At 35.2% G+C, this 23,005-nt stretch carries 19 protein-coding genes and 1 tRNA gene; 2 read left to right on the forward strand and 18 right to left on the reverse strand.

Annotated features, from left to right (window positions below):
* Positions 1-14: 14 nt before the first annotated feature.
* The 14 genes from ruvB to JJQ60_RS09235 form a co-directional block, all read right to left on the reverse strand.
* Positions 15-1,037 (reverse strand): Holliday junction branch migration DNA helicase RuvB, encoded by a 1,023-nt coding sequence (gene ruvB / locus JJQ60_RS09170; RefSeq protein ID WP_201918902.1) that lies wholly within the window; start codon positions 1,035-1,037, stop codon positions 15-17.
* Positions 1,038-1,154: 117 nt separating this feature from the next.
* Positions 1,155-1,772, reverse strand: coding sequence for a MarR family winged helix-turn-helix transcriptional regulator (locus JJQ60_RS09175; protein WP_201918904.1), 618 nt, complete (start codon positions 1,770-1,772; stop codon positions 1,155-1,157).
* Positions 1,773-1,828: 56 nt separating this feature from the next.
* The gene (locus JJQ60_RS09180; protein ID WP_201918906.1) at positions 1,829-2,092 is read right to left on the reverse strand and encodes a DUF2024 family protein; all 264 of its coding nucleotides are present in this window, start codon (positions 2,090-2,092) and stop codon (positions 1,829-1,831) included.
* Between the two features lie 5 nt (positions 2,093-2,097).
* Positions 2,098-2,820, reverse strand: a complete 723-nt coding sequence (locus JJQ60_RS09185; protein WP_201918908.1) for a hypothetical protein — start codon at positions 2,818-2,820, stop codon at positions 2,098-2,100.
* A 71-nt stretch (positions 2,821-2,891) separates the two neighbouring features.
* Complete coding sequence (locus JJQ60_RS09190; RefSeq protein ID WP_201918910.1) at positions 2,892-3,125, reverse strand: thioredoxin family protein; 234 nt, start codon at positions 3,123-3,125, stop codon at positions 2,892-2,894.
* A 132-nt stretch (positions 3,126-3,257) separates the two neighbouring features.
* The gene (locus JJQ60_RS09195; protein ID WP_201918912.1) at positions 3,258-3,845 is read right to left on the reverse strand and encodes a hypothetical protein; all 588 of its coding nucleotides are present in this window, start codon (positions 3,843-3,845) and stop codon (positions 3,258-3,260) included.
* 284 nt (positions 3,846-4,129) lie between these two features.
* On the reverse strand, positions 4,130-5,947 hold the full coding sequence (locus JJQ60_RS09200; RefSeq protein ID WP_201918914.1) for a cytochrome c oxidase subunit I: 1,818 nt from the start codon (positions 5,945-5,947) through the stop codon (positions 4,130-4,132).
* Between the two features lie 46 nt (positions 5,948-5,993).
* The gene (locus JJQ60_RS09205) at positions 5,994-7,070 is read right to left on the reverse strand and encodes a cytochrome c oxidase subunit II (RefSeq protein WP_201918927.1); all 1,077 of its coding nucleotides are present in this window, start codon (positions 7,068-7,070) and stop codon (positions 5,994-5,996) included.
* Between the two features lie 32 nt (positions 7,071-7,102).
* Positions 7,103-8,428 (reverse strand): quinol:cytochrome C oxidoreductase, encoded by a 1,326-nt coding sequence (locus tag JJQ60_RS09210; RefSeq protein WP_201918929.1) that lies wholly within the window; start codon positions 8,426-8,428, stop codon positions 7,103-7,105.
* Between the two features lie 41 nt (positions 8,429-8,469).
* Entirely contained in the window at positions 8,470-9,132 is a 663-nt protein-coding gene (locus tag JJQ60_RS09215) for a c-type cytochrome (RefSeq protein ID WP_201918931.1), read from the reverse strand.
* A gap of 5 nt (positions 9,133-9,137) precedes the next feature.
* Complete coding sequence (locus JJQ60_RS09220) at positions 9,138-9,677, reverse strand: DUF3341 domain-containing protein (RefSeq protein ID WP_201918933.1); 540 nt, start codon at positions 9,675-9,677, stop codon at positions 9,138-9,140.
* Between the two features lie 4 nt (positions 9,678-9,681).
* Positions 9,682-11,436 carry an NrfD/PsrC family molybdoenzyme membrane anchor subunit gene (gene nrfD / locus JJQ60_RS09225; protein ID WP_201919699.1) on the reverse strand — a complete coding sequence of 585 codons (1,755 nt, stop codon included), beginning with the start codon at positions 11,434-11,436 and terminating at the stop codon, positions 9,682-9,684.
* A 36-nt stretch (positions 11,437-11,472) separates the two neighbouring features.
* Complete coding sequence (locus JJQ60_RS09230) at positions 11,473-14,586, reverse strand: TAT-variant-translocated molybdopterin oxidoreductase (RefSeq protein ID WP_201918940.1); 3,114 nt, start codon at positions 14,584-14,586, stop codon at positions 11,473-11,475.
* 52 nt (positions 14,587-14,638) lie between these two features.
* Positions 14,639-15,961, reverse strand: a complete 1,323-nt coding sequence (locus tag JJQ60_RS09235) for a c-type cytochrome (RefSeq protein WP_201918942.1) — start codon at positions 15,959-15,961, stop codon at positions 14,639-14,641.
* A 229-nt stretch (positions 15,962-16,190) separates the two neighbouring features.
* Between JJQ60_RS09235 and JJQ60_RS09240 the strand changes: the two genes are divergently transcribed.
* Positions 16,191-16,649 (forward strand): SPOR domain-containing protein, encoded by a 459-nt coding sequence (locus JJQ60_RS09240; protein ID WP_201918944.1) that lies wholly within the window; start codon positions 16,191-16,193, stop codon positions 16,647-16,649.
* A gap of 106 nt (positions 16,650-16,755) precedes the next feature.
* On the opposite strand, the gene infB is transcribed toward JJQ60_RS09240, so the two are convergent.
* From infB to rimP, 3 genes are read right to left on the reverse strand one after another with little or no spacing between them, the layout of a single operon-like run.
* Positions 16,756-19,542, reverse strand: a complete 2,787-nt coding sequence (gene infB / locus JJQ60_RS09245; protein ID WP_201918946.1) for a translation initiation factor IF-2 — start codon at positions 19,540-19,542, stop codon at positions 16,756-16,758.
* 44 nt (positions 19,543-19,586) lie between these two features.
* Positions 19,587-20,819 (reverse strand): transcription termination factor NusA, encoded by a 1,233-nt coding sequence (gene nusA, locus JJQ60_RS09250; RefSeq protein ID WP_201918948.1) that lies wholly within the window; start codon positions 20,817-20,819, stop codon positions 19,587-19,589.
* A gap of 13 nt (positions 20,820-20,832) precedes the next feature.
* Positions 20,833-21,297 carry a ribosome assembly cofactor RimP gene (gene rimP / locus JJQ60_RS09255; protein ID WP_201918949.1) on the reverse strand — a complete coding sequence of 155 codons (465 nt, stop codon included), beginning with the start codon at positions 21,295-21,297 and terminating at the stop codon, positions 20,833-20,835.
* Between the two features lie 261 nt (positions 21,298-21,558).
* On the opposite strand from rimP, the gene JJQ60_RS09260 reads away from it, so the two are divergent.
* Complete coding sequence (locus JJQ60_RS09260) at positions 21,559-22,392, forward strand: universal stress protein (protein ID WP_236669079.1); 834 nt, start codon at positions 21,559-21,561, stop codon at positions 22,390-22,392.
* Positions 22,393-22,771: 379 nt separating this feature from the next.
* Here the strand turns inward: JJQ60_RS09260 and JJQ60_RS09265 are convergent.
* Positions 22,772-22,844: transfer RNA gene (locus tag JJQ60_RS09265), tRNA-Gln, on the reverse strand.
* Positions 22,845-23,005: the final 161 nt, after the last annotated feature.

The raw sequence follows: 23,005 nt of genomic DNA on the forward strand, positions 1-23,005 counted from the left end.
ATATATCATGAAGTCTAAAATAATCCTCCTTGGATTCCACCTTTTACACGACCCAAATGCTTATACGCTGCTTCGGTAACTTCTCTACCACGTGGAGTTCGCATTATAAATCCTTGCTGAATTAAAAACGGCTCATACACTTCTTCAATCGTCTCTGCGCTTTCGCTAACCGCAGTAGCAAGGGTAGTTATCCCTACAGGACCTCCTTTAAACTTATCGATTAGGGTGGTTAAAATCTTATTATCCATCTCGTCTAATCCATGCGCATCAACATTTAGTGCTTTTAGTGCAAATTTTGAGATTTCTATATCTATCTTACCATTCCCTTTGATTTGAGCAAAATCACGTACTCTACGCAACAATCCGTTAGCAATACGAGGTGTTCCTCTACTTCTACCTGCTATTTCAATAGCCGCTTCCATAGAGATAGGAACGTTAAGAATATGTGCGCTTCGCTCTACAATAGTGGCCAACAATTCGGTGGTATAATATTGTAAACGAGATTGAATTCCGAAACGAGCTCTCATTGGAGCCGTAAGCAATCCAGAACGTGTTGTTGCTCCAACTAGTGTAAAAGGGTTAAGATTGATCTGTACTGTTCTTGCATTAGGCCCGCTCTCAATCATGATATCGATTTTGTAGTCCTCCATGGCAGAGTACAAATATTCTTCTACAATTGGGCTTAATCGATGAATTTCATCTATAAAAAGTACATCTCTATCATCTAAATTAGTAAGAAGTCCAGCTAAATCTCCTGGTTTGTCCAATACAGGACCAGAAGTTACCTTAATCCCCACCCCTAACTCATTAGATAAAATATGGGCTAATGTGGTTTTACCTAATCCCGGAGGACCATGAAACAAGGTATGATCTAAAGCCTCCTCACGAAGATTAGCAGCTTGTACAAAAATCTTCAAATTCTCAAGAACCTGGTCCTGTCCAGCAAAATCCTCAAAGGCAAGGGGGCGTAATGCTCTCTCGATATCCAGGTCTTCGTTAGAAAAATTTTCGTTTGTAGGATTAAGATTTTCGTTCATATGCTCGTATCTGACTTCTCCTTTTGAAGAAGAAAAGAAGAATATTTGTTATCAATAAAGCAAATATAATTTAAAAAGAAAAGTCTTTTCGTGTTTTAGGCATTAACCATCATGATATTAATTTTTAGCTGTTGTTTTTTCTTCAAATTCTAAACAGTCTAATCGTATATCTGCAGTAAAAAGTTCTTTTTCTAATAAATTACAATAACTCTTATTGCCAACTTTATCAAAAAATTTGCAACCATAACAGGTTCTCTGCACAGTCAAAATTCCATTTTGGTTGAGCTGATAAATCAATGTACTTAATGTGGCGTATAGGCTTTCTAAATCAGCCTGCTTAACATTTTTTATTTGATTTCTTAAAGGATCAGCAAAGTCTTCAGTTTCGGAAACTATTTTTTTTCCTAAATCTGATAACCTTATCGAATACCTTCTACTATCTGAAGATGAGAAATCCTTACGAATCATTTCTTTCTTATTTAAAATCCGAACGGCATCACTTACGGTTGGTTTTGTAACATTAAATTCTTTTGCTAAATGGCTAACATTACAAAACTCTTGTTTATGATATGCTATAAAAATAAGAATCTGAATTTGGATAGGGCTTAACCCTACTATCTTTGCTTTTTCCCACAGTAATACTTTAAACACCTCTGAAATTCGCTCCAATCCCGCTACTATTTTACTCGGAATATCATTTTCTTGTACTTGCGGATTGAAGATCTTTTTTTCCATACTATAAATGCCTGTCAAAATTTGTTTGACAGGCAAAGTTAGTTATCCTAATTAAATTAATCACAATTCTCCATTTCAATGATAAAATATCCCTTATCCTCAATTTCAGATATCATCTCATGAGTTGCTTGTTCAATATGGCAAAACCTGCATTCTTCAGTTGTTAAATCATCTGTTTGATGCGGTTTTGTTTTTAAAAATTCTTTCCCATATTCAAAAATGGCTTGCTCGTCTTTTAAATTGCTCGATACTACAATATCAAAGTGCATGATTGTACCATTTTTTCTATGTACATAAGTATCCCAAATTGAAACTTTCATACGCTTTACTTTACTTTATAGGGTAATGATAGATCTCCACTTGCAACACTAAACACTTCGTAGACCCCTAACATGGGTAAATCAGGTTTACTTGTATTTACTTTCATAAAAGCGGTCACTCCATCGTATTTAAAACTTGTTTGATTATTAATTCTATAATCCGGAACTATAACTCTTATCACATCATTTTTTGAAACAACTGGATAACCAGGCGAATCCATATACATTAGCATCCCGGGGTTTGTTGGTGGTAGGACTACTGTTTTGTCATCTTTCTTAAATTGTTTTACTGATAACCCTCCTTCTACTCGTTTATCTTCTTTTAAAACAACCCAGTGTGGATGCCAAATGACCCCATCATTATTATACACTTTATCACTATTCTCATCCCATAAAGGAGTATCATCAAAATCTGGGTGAGAAGTAAGTGCCAGGGCAACAATCCCATCTGTATTACTAAAACCGACATCCCCCGGCTTTAGACTTGTAGGAAACACATAACCCAAAACTGGCGCACCATCTAGTTGACCTACTTTTTTAGGGGTAGTTTTACCAGCAATCCCATTAACTTTTATTTCCCAAATAGATATCCCCAGATCTATATTGTGTGTAACGCTAACATTTTTAATAGCGAAATCATCATTTTTATATTTACTTTCTTGGGTCCAAGAATTGGTACTTATTCCTAAAAGCATGAAACTTAAACATACAATTACTTTTACTTTCATTTTTAGTCTGTTTTTAAAAAAGCCTGGAATCCTAATTAAATTAGGATTCCTAACTTTTTGAATTAAAAAAATTACTCTTTCACATCCTTTATCGAAGCTCCAAAGTTAATATGAAGTGTATTACCATTAGGCACCACTAGTGCCGGAACAGATTTCACACCAGCTTTTTCTGCTTCAGAGATTCTAGTTCTATCTTCACCTAGATTAACAACCTCTACATTATCAGAACCGATTAAATTGATAATATCATGTTCTGCCGCGACGCAAACAGAGCATCCTGCGTGATAAAAAATTGATTTACTCATTTGATATAAAATTTAATTTATTGCAACATTGCATTCAAATATAGTAAGGATTCCTAACTTTATCAAATTTAGATATAATTTTAAGACATTTTTAATATTACTAAGATCCTAGCTTTTGGATTCAAACATGATTTAAAAAAGATCAGGATAATCTGTATTTTCAACAGGTTTAGCAAGTATTAAAAACTTTAGATAGAAGAACATTGTAACAATATCTGCAGAATATACGATCGCTTCAAAAACCGGACTATTGTAGTAAAGTTCTTGTATAGGCAACATTGCGTTTACTAAAATGGAGCTACTTGCGGCTATTAATAAATAATACGTGTGCGTATACAAGTTCCTTAAATAGATGATAAAACAGCATCCTAAATAATAAAACAAAGTAACAATAATTAAGGCCACATAACCGATGGAGTCTTCTAAGTCGGGCATTAACAAATTGAGAATAGAAAAAGTAAGATAGATAATTAACACTATGCCAATTAACATAGATGGCGTAAAAATCTCTTTATATCTAATCTGCTTAAAAGAGATAAATGGCATTAAAAGATAAGAGCATAATACATAATACAACGGCAGTAAAATACCTATATAATTAAAAAATCGATCAAAATCGCTTAGAACAAATACATCATTTACCATAATAACTATAATAATCCATGGATACAGAGCACTAACCTCTTTTCTATTTTCGAAATAAATCCAAATAAGCGCCAATGATGAAATAGGTTTAATAAAAACCAATTCTTGATTCCCAAAAAAAAGTCCGCAGAAAAACACAATAACTATCGTTATATAACAGAAGATATGTGCTGACGAAGTGAAGTTCAATTTACGTTATTATATATAGATCTAAAATAAAATTTAAATTCTACTTTTTTTTACGAAACCATTAATTTAACCATAACTCGGTGCTTATCCAAACCATTTCTCTTTTTCAAAAAAAAAGCCTTCTCAAAAAAATGAAAAGGCTTTTACTATGATATGAGTAAGCATCTATTTTAATGATGCATTTCTTCTTCTCCGTCCTGTAGAGGAATGATTTGAGACACCCAATCCTGTCCTGCGATTACATATTCACCATTTTCATTAGTTTTACTATAATCATAAGGCCATCTATGTACATGAGGGATTTCACCTGGCCAGTTACCATGTAAATGTTCAACTGGTGTAGTCCACTCTAATGTATTAGATTTCCAAGGGTTTTCTACAGCCTTCTTTCCATAGAAAATAGAGCTGATAAAGTTATATAAGAATACCAATTGTGCGGCCGCAGTAATAATTGCGAAAACAGTAATCAACACATTAGTATCTGCTAAGTCATCAAAATAAGGGAAATTTGAATTGGTATAGTAACGACGAGGTAAACCTGCCATACCTATAAAGTGCATTGGGAAAAATACTCCATAAGCACCGACTGCGGTTACCCAGAAATGTACATAACCCAGGTTCTTATTCATCATTTTACCATACATTTTAGGGAACCAATGATAAACTCCGGCAAATAAACCGTATAGTGCAGAAATACCCATCACTAAGTGGAAATGCGCTACTACAAAGTATGTATCATGAACATTGATATCTAATGTACTATCTCCTAGAATAATTCCTGTAAGACCTCCGGTGATAAAAGTTGACACCAACCCAATTGAAAATAACATTGCAGGATTGAGCTGCAAATTACCTTTCCATAAGGTTGTAATATAGTTAAATGCTTTTACTGCTGAAGGGATAGCAATTAATAAGGTTGTAAATGTAAATACCGAACCAAGGAATGGATTCATACCGGATATAAACATGTGGTGACCCCATACAATAGTTGATAAAAACGCAATGGCTAAAATCGAAGCTACCATGGCTCTGTATCCAAAAATAGGTTTACGAGCATTTGTAGCTATAATCTCAGATGTTATCCCAAGCGCAGGCAGCAGTACAATATATACTTCTGGATGCCCTAAGAACCAAAATAGATGTTCAAATAATACTGGAGAACCACCTTGATTGTGTAATACTTCTCCTTGTATATAAATATCACTTAAGTAGAAAGAAGTACCAAAACTTCTATCCATTATCAATAATAATGCTGCAGATAGTAATACCGGAAAAGATACAATACCAATTATTGCCGTTACAAAGAATGCCCAAATTGTTAATGGCATTCTAGTCATTGACATTCCTTTTGTACGTAGATTAATTACAGTAACTACATAGTTTAATGAACCCAGTAGAGATGAAGCGATAAATATCGCCATAGACACTAACCATAAGGTCATTCCAGTACCCGAACCACCAATTGCTTGTGGTAATGCACTTAATGGAGGATAGATCGTCCATCCTGCCGATGCAGGACCAGCTTCAGCAAATAAAGATAATACCATGATTACACTACTTAAGAAGAATAACCAATATGATATCATATTCAAGAATCCAGAAGCCATATCACGAGCTCCAATCTGTAATGGAATCAATAAATTACTAAACGTACCACTTAATCCAGCTGTTAATACAAAAAATACCATAATAGTACCATGTATAGTAACTAAGGCCAAATAAATACTTGGGTCCATAATTCCATCTTCACCAAACTTACCTAGTAATATTTCATAGATAGTAAATTGATGATCTGGCCATGCCAATTGCATTCTAAATAAGATTGACATTGCAATACCAATAATACCCATAATCAGACCCGTAATTAAATACTGCTTTGAGATCATTTTATGATCCTGACTGAATATATATTTGGTAATAAATGTCTCTTTATGATGTCCGTGATCGTCGTGGCCGTGATCGTGGTTATCTCCGTGATTTGCTGACATAACGCTATTTCTTTTTAATAAAATATATTAATTCTTCTTTTCCTTCTTAGTTACTTGCCTGAGCTGATAATTGTTCTCCGAAAGTTTGCTGTGTTTTTAACCAAGCTTTATACTCTTCTTCGGATTCTACAACAATCTTCATTTGCATATTATAATGTGAAACTCCGCAAATTTTGTTACATAAGAGATAATAATCAAAAGTATACTCTTCTAATGCTTCATCACCTTTGGCAACAAGTTTTTTACTCTTTTCTTTTCGTATCTTATTGATCGTAGCTACTTTCTCAACCATAAATTCACTATTTCTCATTTCTTCTGAAGTCATAGTTGGTGTATACGAAAACTCGGTAATCATACCTGGTACAACATTCATCTGCGCTCTAAAGAAAGGCATATATGCAGAATGAAGAATATCCTGAGATCTCATTTTGAAAATAACCTTTCGGTTTACTGGTAAATGCAACTCTGTAGTTATTTTATCATCTTTACCATAGTTATCCGAAACATCAATACCCAATGTATTGATCCCTTCAATATATCTAACATTAGCTTTTCCTAATACATTATCCTCTCCAGAATATCTAGCTCTCCAATCAAATTGATATGCATATAATTCTACAATTAGAGGATCTCCTTCTTCTTCATCGATATTCATGATGTCGGTCCAGGTAAATAATCCATAAATAATTAACCCAGCCAACACAATTACAGGAATAATCGTCCAGATGAACTCTAATTTATCGTTATCTGCAAAGAACAACGCTTTGTTTTCTTTTTTACCTCTGTATTTATAAGCAAAGTAGTGTAATAATCCTTGTGTGATGATCTGAACAAACATGATCAACACCATCGAGATTAACATTAATTGATCATAATCTACACCATGCTCTGAAGCCGATTCTGGAAGGAAAAAGCTATTATATTTTACAAAACAAAATATAGTTAATAGGTATATGAATATTACAAATGCAAGCATTAATTTACCTTGCATATTATTATCCTTATCGTTTGCTACCTGGGAAACATCTGCACCTTTTAATTGAGACAATTTCAATATTTTCGACATTTGCCACAATGTGATTCCAAAAAGTGCTATAACTACTATGGTTAAAAATACAGTCATTTTATCTAACTTCTTTTTTTACAATTCAAATTTTAATAATGGAAGTGTTTACTTTCCTCTAAATAAGGATTTCCTTTTGCTAATAATGGAGCTTTTGTAAGTGCTCTAAACACAACAAACAAGAACAATCCTAAGAATAATAATACTGCGCTTATCTCGCTAATACCAATAAACCATGATTCTCCAACAGTTGCAGGCATTATCATATTATATACATCGATGTAATGACCACAAAGGATAACAATTCCTGCCATTACAACAAACCAGTTTACTCTTTTAAAATCACTATTCATTAATACCAGTAATGGGAAAATAAAGTTCATTACTAACATACCAAAGAATGGTAATTTATAGTCTTCTATACGTGTTATAAAATACGTAACTTCTTCTGGTATGTTTGAATACCATATCAGCATGAATTGAGAGAACCATAGGTACGTCCAGAAAATACTAATACCAAACATAAACTTAGCTAAATCATGAATATGGCTATCATTTACAAACTCTAAATACCCTTTTGATTTAAGGTATATGGTTATTAAAGCAATTGTGGTGATACCCGATACAAACAAACTTGCAAATACATACCATCCAAATAATGTACTAAACCAATGCGGATCAAAACTCATAATCCAATCCCATGACATCATAGACTCTGTGTAGATAAAAAACACTAAGAAACCTGCTGATATTTTAAAACTCTTTTTGTACCACTTGTTACCTTCAGAATCTTCATCCTGTTTTCTAGAATATTTTACCGCAAAATGACGATATAACAACCATCCTCCTAAAAAGATTGCTGCTCTAATAATAAACCCTGTACCGTTTAACCAGCCAGATTTACCTTGAATAAGTTTATCATGAGCTACAACTTCTGGATCTGCCCACACAAACAAGTGATTTACATGAAAACCAGATAATGCAAGAATTACAAAAAGAATTAAACCACCAGGTACAAGATATGCCGTGATAGCTTCCATTACTCTAAACAGTACTGGAGACCATCCTGCTTGCGCTGCAAATTGTATTGCATAGAATGCTAAAACTCCAAGCGCGATCATAAAAAAGAAAAATGCTGCTGCATATAATGATGCCCAAGGTTTATTTTGTAATTGATGCAAAACGTGCTCATAATGTGCATCGCCTCCATGAGCGTCTTCTGAGTGCCCTTCGTTGTGACCACCTGTTTGAGCATGTGAATCACCGTGACCTCCTCCATGAGCGTCGTGCGCTGCCATCATTTCTTTTACCTCTTCTATAGATGAAGGTGCCTGTGTAAATCCAATAATAAGACCTACAAGACCTACAACCATAAGAATGATAGAAAATAATCTTAATCTATTTGATAGCGTATACATATCTTTATAATATCGTTATTCTTAACTTTTTTATTAATGCACTAGTGTGCTTCTTTGTGTTCTTCTGTTGTTTCCTGGTGTTCCTCTTCTTTTGCCACTATATTTGGCGTTTCTACACTAGCAACATCAGTATCTATTCGAGGAGTTTTACCTTCAAGGTCAGCCTTCAACTTTTCTACATACTGAACAATTTGCCAACGCTCATGTTCACTAGTTTGAGACGCATATGACCCCATCGAGTTTATACCATAATACATTACATGATAAATACTTCCTTCGGTAATTGCTCTACCTACATCATCATAACTTGGCACCCCAAGAATTTTTTCTCTTTTTACCAAAGTTCCTTTTCCATCACCTTTAGCTCCATGGCAAATCGCACAATATATATCATATAATGCTTTACCAGCTTCTTCATTTTCTTTAGTATATTTAATAGGATTCTTAAGCGTATCTTTTGCTAACTGATAACCCTCGTTTGAATTTTCAAAATCGTAAGGCATCCAACCTCTAGGTATTGATCCCTCTACTGGCCTCATAGCTTCTTGTTCTCCAGGGAAAACACTATACTCACCATATGTTTCATAACCTACGGATTCATACATGTTTGGCATATACTGATAATTAGGTTTTTTGTCATTCTGACAAGAAATAACACTAACTATCACAATTGCCGCTGCTAATATTTTTATAGTATTCTTCATTATTACTAATGGTTATCTTCTTCCTTATCTATTACTTTAATTTCAACTGCTCCTGTATCTCCTAATAAACTTGTTAGTTGATCTACATCATGATTTCCTGCATCAACTTCCATTAAAAAATGGTCATCAGTAGTTCTAACATCAGGATTTTCTGCTTCTTTAAATGGCCACAATCTACTTCTCATATAAAAAGTAATCACCATTAAATGCGCCGCAAAAAATACGGTAAGCTCAAACATAATAGGAACAAACGCAGGCATATTCTCGATATAGCTAAAACTTGGTTTTCCACCAATGTTTTGAGGCCAATCTTCGATCATGATATAATTCATCATCAAAATAGCGACTGTTAACCCTACACATCCATACATAAAAGATGTAATAGCGAGACGCGTATGAGGAATCCCCATTGCTTTATCTAACCCGTGAACAGGAAAAGGACAAAAAACCTCTTCGATATGATAATGTTCTGCTCGAACTTTTTTTACTGCGTCCATTAGGACATCATCATCTGTATATAATGCATGTATAACTTTTGATGCCATACTTCTAATTATTTTTAAGTTTTTCGGCTTGACCAGCCCAATCATCACGTTGTGCTCTTCCTGGGAAAGAACCTGTGATACTATCTAATAAATTATACTCTGTTTCTGTCATTTTACTTACCTGATCAAAAGTAAAAATCCCGATCTCATTGAGTTTCTTTTCCATTACCGGACCAATACCATTTACTTTTTTAAGATCATCAGCTGTTTGAGTTGAAGGATCAAAAGTTCCAAGGTTTCCTAATAGGTTATTGATATCTTCCTGACTGGTTTCTGGTTTAGCTATGGTTGTTTCAGGAGCTTTCTCCTCAGTTTTTTCAACAACTTCGTTTGTCACTTCTGCTTTCACCTTAGGCAATTCATCTCGGTGATCTATACCTGCTTCTCTAAGTTTTTTATACTTTTCTCCAGAAGATTTCAGAATTGTTTTTACTTCGGCCTGTGCAATCACTGGGAATGTACGTGCATATAATAAGAACAACACAAAGAAGAATCCAATAGTACCTATAAATATCCCTATATCGACAAATGTAGGAGAGAACATCGTCCATGATGATGGTAAATAATCTCTGTGTAATGAAGTCACGATAATTACGAAACGCTCAAACCACATTCCAATATTTACGACGATCGAAATAATGAAAGAGAACATAATACTTCTTCTCAGTTTTGGGAACCACATAAACTGTGGAGAGAACACATTACACGACATCATTGCCCAATATGCCCACCAGTAAGGACCAGTTGCTCTGTTTAAGAATGCATATTGTTCATACTCTACTCCAGAATACCAAGCTATAAACAGCTCTGTAATATAAGCTACCCCAACAATAGAACCCGTAATCATGATTACAATATTCATTAGTTCTATATGCTGAATAGTAATATAGTTTTCAAGATTAGATACTTTTCTCATGATGATAAGCAGTGTATTTACCATTGCAAATCCAGAGAAAATTGCTCCAGCAACAAAATATGGTGGAAATATCGTAGTATGCCATCCTGGTATTACCGAAGTAGCAAAGTCAAACGATACAATAGTGTGTACTGAAAGTACAAGTGGTGTTGCTAGACCAGCAAGTACAAGAGATACTTCTTCAAAACGTTGCCAATCTTTTGCTCTTCCACTCCAACCAAAAGACAGGAGGCTATATATTTTTTTAGTAAAAGGAGTAATTGCACGGTCCCTGATCATTGCAAAATCCGGTAGTAATCCTGTCCACCAGAATACTAATGATACCGAAAGATATGTAGAGATCGCAAATACATCCCAAAGCAATGGTGAGTTAAAGTTTACCCATAATGACCCAAATTGGTTAGGAATTGGCAATACCCAATATGCTAGCCATGGACGTCCCATGTGAATAATTGGGAATAAACCTGCCTGAATAACCGAGAAAATAGTCATCGCCTCTGCAGATCGGTTAATTGCCATTCTCCATTTTTGACGGAACAACAACAATACTGCAGAAATTAGAGTTCCGGCGTGACCAATACCTACCCACCAAACAAAGTTGGTGATATCCCAGGCCCATCCTACTGTTTTATTTAATCCCCAGGTTCCTATACCTGTAGAAACTGTATATATAATACAACCTATTCCCCAAAGGAAAGCAACAAGTGCGATAGAAAATACAATCCACCAAGATTTATTTGCTTTACCTTCAACCGGTGCGGCAACATCGACTGTTACATCGTGATATGTTTTATCGCCGGTTACTAAAGGCTTTCTTATAGGTGCTTCGTAATGAGACATAATCCTTTATATATTGAATTGATTCTTTATTTTAGTTAATTAGGCTTCTGTAGTATTTCTTACTTTAGTTTGATACATCACATTAGGTTTGGTACCTACGTGCTCAAGTAAGTGATACATACGATCATCCTCTTTTAGTTTAGCTACTTTACTATCCTTATCATTGATATCTCCAAATATCATTGCTCCAGAAGAACACGCAGAAGAACAAGCCGTTTGGAACTCTCCATCTTTGATCTCTCTACCTTCTCGCTTAGCATCAAGAATAGTTTTTTGAGTCATTTGGATACACATAGAACATTTTTCCATAACCCCTCTAGAACGAACAGTTACATCAGGATTAATTACCATTCTACCCAAATCATTATTCATATAATAATCAAACTCGTCATTGTTATTATACAAGAACCAGTTAAATCTACGTACTTTATACGGACAGTTATTTGCACAATATCTTGTACCCACACAACGGTTATATGCCATATGGTTTTGTCCTTGTCGACCATGTGATGTTGCCGCAACTGGACAAACAGTTTCACATGGAGCATGATTACAGTGCTGACACATTACTGGCTGGAATACAACCTGAGGGTTATCAGATGGACTTTCCATCTCACCAAACTCAGATAAAGAGCTTCCTAAACCAGCGATATTATCTTTCTTTTCATTATCAGTTTCAAAACTGTCTTGAGAAGAATAATAACGGTCAATACGTAACCAGTGCATATCACGAGATCTACGAATTTCAGATTTCCCAACAACAGGCACATTATTTTCTGCATGACAAGCAATCACACAAGCACCACAACCGGTACATGCATTTAAATCTATAGATAGATTAAAGTGATGTCCAATAGAACGATCAAACTCATCCCAAAGATCAACTTCTGGAGAAGTTACTTCGAATTCTATATGATTTTTGCTCACTTCAGGAATAGCATTCCAATCGTGTTTATCTTTTGTATTGAATATTTCAAGAGTCGTTTCCTTAACGATATCTCCTCGACCCATCAATGTATTATGCAACTGTACGCAAGCAAATTCGTGCACACCTTCTGTTGCAGCTACAGTAACATCCTGAACTGCATTAAGATTTTGGTATAAAGGATAAGCGTTTACACCTACAACCATCTCTTCTTTTAGTCCTTTAGATTTACCATATCCTAAAGCCAAACCAACTGAACCTTTGGCCTGTCCAGGCTGAATAATTACTGGCACAACTACTTCAGCACCTCCAACAGTTACTTTAGCATAACTCCCGTTTAATGCTCCATTTGCAACATTTTCGTTAGTTAATCCTAATTGTTCAGCATCTGCTTTAGAGACTGTTAGATAATTATCCCATGAAGTTCTGGTAATAGGGTCTGGCATTTCTTGTAACCATGGGTTATTGGCTTGCTGCCCATCACCAAGTGATGTTTTTGTATATAATGTAAGTTCTAATCCATTAGATTTAGCATTAGAAAGTCTTCTTGCCGCTGCACCTAAATTTGGACCTGCCGAAACAGCATCCGGAGTAGGAGCTTCACCTTCTGGTGTTTCAATAGCATCTACCAAATCTTCTTTTGGAAGCGACGGCGTAACTAAAACACCATCATGCAATGCTTGATTCCAGGAAGAACCTCCTAAAATACCTGTCCATGCATTTTTAATATAATCATGATACGATGCTGTATTTCCAGTCCATTTTAATAATGTTTCCTGAAATTGACGTGTATCAAATAATGGCTTGATCGTAGGTTGCATTAAACTGTAGCTACCTTTCTTAAATTCTACATCTCCCCAAGATTCTAAATAATGAGGTGTAGTAGCTATATAATTACAAGCAGAAGCTGTCTCGTCATCATGCATACTAAATGCTACTGAAAGATCTACTTTCTCAAGACCGGCCTTAAATTCATTTGCATTTGGTAATGAATACATTGGATTAATACCAGCAATCAAAAGACCGCCAACGCGACCTGCATTCATATCTTTAACCAATTGAGCAACTGCTTTTGAATCTCCCTGACGGATTGTACGAGGAGTGCTCTCATTAAATGCTTTACTTTGTATTGCTTTATTAATAGCCAATACAATCAATTGCGCATCTACGTCCTGAATTCCAGAAACAACAACAGCATTGCTTCCTGCTTTTTGTATTTGTTTTGCAGCTTTTACAACCTCACCATCCAAATCTGCTCCTAAAGAACTTTTAGATCCAGAACCTGTAACATATGCATATAATGCCGCAAGCACTTGTTTTTGTTGCGAAGGTGTAATCGCAATTCGCTTATCAGCATTAGCACCAGTAAGAGACATATTAGATTCGAACTGAATATGCTTAGACATTTTTCCGTTTTTGGGAACACGCCCTTTAGCATAACCGCTATCATATCCTCCACCTTGCCAATCTCCTAAGAAATCAGCTGCAACACTTACAATCGTATTTACTTTACCAAAATCATAATCAGCAAGTGCTCTTTCTCCATACATCATTTGATACGCATCTAGAGCTTCGCTCTGAGATACCGCATCATACACAACATGCTTTACATTTTGATATTTTGCCTTAAACTCTGCAATCAATTTTGAAGTAGAAGGGCTAGCAAACGTTTGAGTTAACAAAACAATTTGTTTACCACCAAGACCGTTAAGCTTTGCTCCAACTTCTTTATCTAAATCTGCCCAACTTATATCTTCTCCAGCTTTTTTAGGTCCTTGAAGACGAGAACTATCATATAAAGATAATACCGAAGCATTTACTCTCGCATTAGCATCTCCATTAGAAGTAGCGAGATTATTATTTTCGACTTTAATTGGTCTACCTTCTCTTGTTTTAATCAGCACACTTGCAAAATCATAACCATCGGCTATCGTAGTAGCATAGTAATTAGCAACACCAGGAACTATCCTGTCTGGTTGAACTACGTATGGTATTGATTTTTTAACCGGGCCTTCACAAGCTGCTAATGAAGCAGCAGCAGTACTAAAACCTACATATTTAAGGAAATCACGACGTGTAGTCGAAGAATTCTCTAACGATGATTTATCCCCTAAAAACTCATCCGTAGGAATCTCCTGTACGAATTCGTTTTGCTGTAGCGTCTCAACAATAGAGCTACTTTCGTTTAGCTCCTCAACACTTTTCCAGTATTTCTTGTTTGATGACATATATAATTGATATTAGCTTCTTACTATTTTCCGAAATTCGGATAAAATTTTATTAATAATGACATTTACCACATTCCAAACCACCCATTTGAGCAGCCGTTAACTGGTCAACACCATATTTCTTAGAAAGTTCTTTATGAATCTTCTCGTAATATTTGTTATCAGCAACTTTCACATTTGTTTCTCTGTGACAGTTGATACACCAACCCATAGTAAGTGGAGCATACTGATACATGATCTCCATCTCTTCTACCGGTCCATGACATTTTTGACATTCAACCCCTGCAACAGTTACGTGTTGAGAATGATTAAAGTATGCAAAGTCAGGTAAATTATGAATACGAACCCATTTTACCGCCTCTGTTTCTCCTGTATATTTTTGAGCATCTGCATCCCAACCTACAGCTTTATATAGCTTTTGGATTTCACCATCATAAAACTCTTTAGAGTAGTCAGCTGTAGCAGTAGCATCAGCAACTTCGCTAATAGATTTATGACAATTCATACATACATTAAGTGAAGGGATTCCTGAAGTTTTACTTACTCTAGCAGAAGAGTGACAATACTTACACTCTATCTGATTGTCTCCTGCATGAATCTTATGCGAGTAATGTATTGGTTGAATTGGAGCATACCCCTGATCAACACCTACTTGCATAAAGTAGCCATAAACAAAGTACCCACTAGCTAAAAGCAAAAGAATAGCAGTAACTAAAACTAAAAATTGATTCTCAACAAATGCTTTCCAGATTGGTTTTTTCGACTCAGAATCTGGTAGCTCTATATTATTTGCTTCAGCGAAACGTCTAAGCGTATTGTTAACCAAGAACAACACCACCATTAACATTAGAAATACCAATGCCAATATACCCAAAAGCACATTTGCCGAAATCCCAGAACCACTACCAGCAGCTGCAGCTGTATCTGCTCCAGGAACCGATGCCGGTGGATCGGCCTTTGGAACCATTACATAAGCAAGGATATCATCAATATCAGTGTTTGTTAACTGCGGAAATGCATTCATTGCAGTTTTATTATACTCTTCATAGATAGCAACAGCTTGCGCATCGCCTGAAGCGATCATGGCAGCACTATTCTTTACCCAAGAATATATCCATTCTCGCTCATACTTATCTTCAACGCCAAAAAGAGCCGGACCGGTCATCTTTTTATAACGCTTATGACAAGCAGCACAAAGAGATTTAAATAACTCCTCACCTTTAGCCACATCTCCTCCAGACGAAGCCTCGGTTGCAACTACTGCATTCGCAGCTGCTTCATCCTGTCCAAAAACAGGATTAAAAAAAGTAAATAAAAAAACAGTTCCTAGGACTAGGATTTTAGAGGCTGAATTTCGGTGTTTCACCTGTTTCATATTATTAAGTAGAATTATCGTCTTAATTTTGGTATGGTTTTTTCATTCTCTAACATAAAAAAATATAAAAACCAGCACTTTTAATTCGACGACAAAAGTACTATAATAAGTCGATTCTGGAAATGTTAGAGAACCGTTAATGATTAATTTATAATAATTCTAAATAATATTTTTTAGCAATTTTGAGTTATTAAACTTTACCTTTACACCAAATTAATTTGTAATGAGAATGTTAAACACAAAGCTTTGTCTTTCACTATTAGGTTTTTGCCTTGCATCTATAACAACAACAATTGCCCAAGATAACCAGAATCCTATTCTTGATTCTTCAAATAATAACAATTTTGTTCCTGTAAATATTTTACCCCCACCGGAAGCTTCAGTAACCATAAATCAAGATCCTAAAATAAAAATGCTTTTGGACATTAAAGCAAAAATGGAAAAAAACGGTGATTTTAGTGATCGTTACAAAATCCAATTGTATTATGGGAATTTAAATCAGGCTAATGATATTATGAAATCTTCAAAAGAATCCTTTCCTCAGTGGGACTCATCAATACAGTGGGAAACTCCAAATTATAAGGTTTGGATGGGAAACTATCGTACTCGTCTCGAAGCAGACAGAGCACTTAAAGAAGTTCATGCCGTATTTCCGAACGCATTTATCTTTAGGCCAGAAAAAAAATAAAGACTTAAAATAATACCAACTATCAAAACAGTATTGGTATTAATTAAAAAAGCCTCTATGTTTAACATAGAGGCTTTTTTAATATCCTTATTAAGGTATTATCAAATTATAGCTTTTTCTTAACCGCTACTTCTTGATAAGCCTCTATAACATCTCCTATTTTGATATCATTATAGTTCTTAACTTGTATACCACAATCATATCCTTTACTAACTTCTTTTACATCATCTTTAAAACGTTTTAAAGAAGCTAACTCTCCAGTATACACTACAACACCTTCTCTAATTAGTCGAATTCCAGAACTTCTGAATATTTTACCACTCTGAACCATACATCCGGCAATGGTACCAATTTTAGATATCTTAAACGTCTCTCTTATCTCTGCAGTACCGGTAATTTCTTCCTTCATTACCGGAGAAAGCATTCCTTCCATTGCATCTTTAAGATCATTTATAGCATCATAAATGATTGAATATGTTCTGATATCGATTTCTTCTTTATCAGCTACCTGCCTGGCATTACCAGCTGGCCTTACATTAAATCCTATAATGATTGCATCTGATGCCGAAGCAAGCAACACATCACTCTCTGTAATTGCTCCAACTGCTTTGTGTATTATATTAACATGAATTTCTTCTGTAGATAATTTTTGGAATGAATCTGTCAATGCTTCAACAGAACCATCCACATCACCTTTAAGAATTATGTTCAACTCTTTAAAGTCTCCTAAGGCAATACGACGACCAATCTCATCTAAAGTAATATGGCGTTGTGTACGTACTGATTGCTCTCTATGCAATTGCGCTCGTTTAGAAGCTATATCTTTCGCTTCGCGCTCATCTTCAAGAACATTAAATTTATCTCCAGCCTGTGGCGCACCATCAAGCCCTAAAATAGAAACAGGAGTCGACGGACCTGCTTCTTTAACGTTGTTTCCTCGTTCATCATGCATCGCCTTTACCTTACCACTATTTTTACCAGCAAGAACATAATCTCCAACACGAAGTGTTCCTGTCTGCACTAAAATAGTAGACACATACCCACGACCTTTATCTAAGAAAGCTTCAACAACAGTTCCCGAAGCTAATCGACCTGGGTTTGCTTTTAGCTCAAGAATTTCAGCCTCTAGCAATACTTTTTCTAATAGTTCTTTAACTCCTTGACCTGTTTTAGCAGAAATATCATGGGATTGAATTTTACCTCCCCAATCTTCTACCAATAAATTCATAGAAGCTAATTTTTCTTTTATCTTATCCGGATTAGCCTCTGGTCTATCCACCTTATTAATTGCAAATACAATTGGAACACCAGCTGCCTGAGCATGACTTATTGCTTCTTTTGTTTGAGGCATCACATCATCATCTGCTGCAATCACAATAATTGCTAAATCTGTTACTTGTGCACCACGAGCACGCATAGCGGTAAACGCTTCGTGACCCGGTGTATCTAAGAATGCTATCTTTTGACCATTGTCTAATTGCACTCCATAAGCACCAATGTGCTGGGTAATCCCTCCACTCTCTCCAGCTATTACATTTTCATGTCTTATATAATCCAGTAAAGATGTTTTACCATGATCAACATGCCCCATAACAGTAACAATTGGCGCTCTGTTAACTAAATCTTCAGGAGCATCAACTATTTCTTCTATGGACTCTTCAATATCTGCAGTTACAAAATTCACTTCATAACCAAATTCATCTGCAACTATAGAAAGTGTTTCAGCATCTAAACGCTGATTCATGGTTACCATAATTCCAAGTGACATACATGCAGAAATAACCTCTGTAGTAGACACACTCATCATTGTTGCCACTTCAGAAACAGTAACAAACTCTGTTACTTTAAGGATTTTACTTTCCTGTTCTTGTTGTGCAACATCATCTTCAGCCTTTTGACGGTGCTGATCTCTCTTATCTCTACGGTATTTTGCCGCTTTTGACTTGCTCGATTTACCTTGTAATTTCTCTAAGGTTTCTCTTACTTGTTTTTGTACTTCTTCTTCGCTAGGTTCTTCTTTAACGATAGCAGGTCTTTTTCCTTTTCCAGGACCTCTACCACCTCTGTTTCCACCTCTGTTTCCACCAGATTGACCTCCTGATCTACCACCGCCAGAACCTGGACCTCCGCTTTCTTTGCTAATCCTTCTTCTACGCTTCTTAGCATCTCCTCCAGCTCCAGTGGTTTTTTTATCAGATTTGTCATCCTTTTTCTTAGCAGGTTTTTTGAATTGAGCTAAATCAATTTTTTGACCTGTAAAGTTAGGACCATCTAATTTCTTGTATTGAGTTTTCACCTTATCAGGCTCACCTGTAGCTTCTGCAACAGGAGGAGTGACCGGCTTCTCTTCAGCAACCTTTTTAGGCGCTTGTTTCTCAACCTCTTTTTTCTTTTCTGGTTGTTTTGGAGCTTCTTTAGTAATCTTAATACCCTTTTTTACTGGTCGATTAGAAACTACTTCAGGCTCTTTCTTTTTTACTTCTTCTTTTTTAGGAGTATCCTGCACTTTTTGTTCGGGCTGCGGTGCTTTTTCTTCCTTTTTATCTAATTCAATCTTACCGACCTGCTTAGGTCCGCTTAATTGAGCTTTGGCTTTTACAACTTCTCTAGCTTCAGCAAGTTTACGCTTTTCTTCCTGCTCATGCTCAATCTGCACACGTAATGCCTCTTTCTCCTTCCTCTTCTCTTCACCAACTTCTTTAGAAGCCACCTTTTTACTCTTATCTGTTTGAAATTCGTTAAACAGGAGCTGGTATACTTCTTCAGAAATTTTAGTGGTAGGACGCGCGTCTATCTCGTGACCTTTTGCACTCAAAAAGTCAACAGCCCGATCTAGCGAGATATTGAATTCGCGTAATACCTTATTTAATCTCATTGTTTTTGCTTCAGCCATAAATGCCTTTTATTTAATGCTCAAATATAAATTAATTGTATTTATTAATCTTCAAATTCAGATTTTAATATTTTAATTACTTCACTTACTGTCTCTTCTTCAAGATCTGTTCGCTTTACAAGATCTGCCAGATCTTGCTCTAAAATACTTTTAGCAGTATCCAACCCAATCTTAGCAAACTCTTCTATAATCCAAGAATCGATTTCATCAGTAAACTCGGTAAGCTCTACATCTTCCTCTACCCCTTCTCTAAACACATCAATTTCAAAACCAGTTAATTGACCTGCTAGTCTAATATTATGTCCACCTCTACCAATTGCTTTAGAAACTTCTTCTGGCCTAAGCATCACCTCAGCTCGACTAGTTTCTTCATTTATCTTAATAGATGTCACTTTTGCAGGGCTTAACGCTCTTGTAATGTATAATTGTAAATTGTTTGTGTAATTAATAACATCAATATTTTCATTACCCAACTCTCTTACTATACCATGAATTCTTGATCCTTTCATCCCTACACAAGCTCCAACTGGATCAATTCTATCATCATACGAATCAACAGCGACTTTAGCTTTTTCACCAGGAATTCTAACTACTTTTTTAACGGTTATTAATCCATCGAAAACTTCTGGTATTTCTGATTCAAACAATTTCTCAAGAAATAACGGAGATGTTCTAGACATAATTATAGAAGGCTTATTACCTTTAAGTTCTACAGATTCTATAACTCCTCTTACATTTTCTCCTTTACGGAAGAAATCAGAAGGTATTTGTCTATCCTTCGGCAAAATAATCTCATTCCCTTCATCATCCAACATAATTATTGCTCTGTGTCGTATATGATGAACTTCGGCCGTATATATCTCTCCTTCTAATTCTTTGAACTGCTTATAGATATTAGTATTGTCATGCTCATGAATTTTTGAAATCAAATTTTGACGTAGTGCCAAAATCGAACGTCTTCCTAAATCTATAAGCTTTACTTCTTCAGATACATCTTCACCTACTTCAAAGTCAGGTTCAATTCTACGCGCTGCTGTTAATGATATTTCTTGATTATCATCTTCAACTTCGCCATCAGCCACAACAATACGGTTTCTCCATATTTCTAAATCCCCTTTATCGGGATTTATAATGATATCGAAATTATCATCACTACCAAACTTCTTTTTTAGAGCATTTCTAAACACATCTTCCAAGATCGACATAAGTGTCACACGATCTATAAACTTATCATCTTTGAATTCTGAGAATGATTCTATTAATGCGATATTTTCCATATCAATATTATAATTAAAATGTTATCATAACTTTTGCTTCTACAATATGTTTGTATGCTATACTAGCTTCTTTAGTAACAGTCACTTTTCCTTTTCCCACTGGCTTAGGCTCTCTGGTTTTCCAGGTTAGTGTAATACTATCATCGGTAGCTGAAATCAATTCTCCTTCAAACTTTTCTTCATTGGTTTTTACCTTAAGTTTTCTTCCAATATTCTTTTTATATTGACGAAGGTGTACCAAACCCTCTGAAACCCCAGCAGACATCACCTGAAGAGAAAAATCTTCTTCTTCTCTATCCAAATTATGCTCAATTGCTCTACTTATCGCAATACAATCTTCAACTTTAACACCCTGATCCCCATCAATAATAACTTCGATACTATTATCTGGATGAACTTTGTAATTAATTAGAAATAAAGAAGGACGCTCATCGAGGGCTTCTTCCAACAATCTTACAACATTATCTTTCAATGACATAAATAGATAAAAAGAGGGGACTTTTCGTCCCCTCATCCTGGTTTTTTAATTTCAACGGTGCAAAGATAGTAATAATATCTTATATACAAAATACCGCAATGAATGAATTTATTTTGTAAATTTAAGATATCCTACAAGATGGTTTCTTTTGATATACAGGAATTTATATTTCTAACACCAAAGGCTTTCATCTTTTTACAAGCTTACAAATTCTAAAACAGCAAAGCATTATTAACTAACTTCTCAAAAAAAAGCAATATTATGATTAAAAGTATACTAGTGCCTACAGATTTTTCTAAACAAGCTGAAAGTGCCTTAAAGGTTGCCGCTCAAATTGCAAAAAAGAATAATGCCAAAATTTATTTATTACACATTTTAGAGCTCCCTATGCATTTAACGGACTTAATGTCTTCTGGTGCTCCAGCCCCAGCTCCCGAAGCTGTTTTTTTCATGAAACAAACCCACAAAAAATTTGAAGAAGTATTAGAGCAAGACTATTTGAAAGACATCGAAGTTATCGAAACTGTAAGTTTTGAAGATGTAATGCATGGCATTATTGAGTCTAGCACCAAAAACAATGCAGACATTATAATAATGGGATCTCATGGCTCTACGGGTTTTGAAGAGTTATTTATAGGTTCAAATGCAGAAAAAATTGTTCGTACTTCAAAAATACCTGTACTAGTTATTAAAGAGGATTGCGAAATTTTTGAAGTAAAAGATTTTGTATATGCCACAAACTTTGATGACGAAGACAAACCTTCTTTACTGGCCGCAAACGAGTTTGCCAATTCAATTAGAGCAAAACTTCATCTTGTTTGGATCAATACTGCAAATGGATTTAAAACCACGTATGAAACCGAAGAAAAAATGAACAAAATGATCTCTGGTTTAGGTATCAATAATTACACGCTAAACATCTATAATGATATTACTGTCGAAAAAGGGATTTTAAATTTTGCAGATTCGATCAAAGCAGGAATGATCGGAATAAGTACACATGGTAGAAAGGGTATATCTCACTTCATCAATGGTAGTTTAGGCGAAGATGTTGTAAACCATGCCAAGCGACCTGTATTGACTTTTAAAATATAATCAATACCTTAATAATTACCCTGGAGGGAAAAACTCCCTTAACCATATCCCATGTTCGTTCTAAAACAAAAAAAGGAGTAACAATTAATCGTTACTCCTTTTTGATTATGTCATTTTAAAGACCAATATCAAACATATCTTATCATAAAAAAGAAACTTAGCTCCATCTTTTCTTTACTAGACTAAGCCTATATTGCTTACAAATTTCTTATATTATCCTTACAAAATAAAAAAAGGAACAACTATAAATTAGTTGTTCCTTTTATGTTGGTCTACTAGGGCTCCCTTCAACTAGCGCTCAGCATAAACTTCTCGCCCAAATAATTTTTATTCCAAAAAAAAGAAGGAACTAGACTAAAACTAATTCCTTCAATTTATGTTGGTCTACTAGGGCTCGAACCTAGACTCTTCTGGACCAAAACCAGACGTGTTGCCAGTTACACCATAGACCAATGCGTCATTGCGGGTGCAAATTTAAAACATTCTTTTGGCTCTGCAAACATTTTTTTAAAAAATATTTACCAAAACCCTCTAAAGATATAAATCCACATAATATTAAAGACGCAATAATATAAACTTCTGTTAAGCGTTTGCTAAAAAAACTAAAGGGAAA

Source organism: Aquimarina mytili (assembly GCF_016735115.1).
GTDB lineage: Bacteria > Bacteroidota > Bacteroidia > Flavobacteriales > Flavobacteriaceae > Aquimarina > Aquimarina mytili.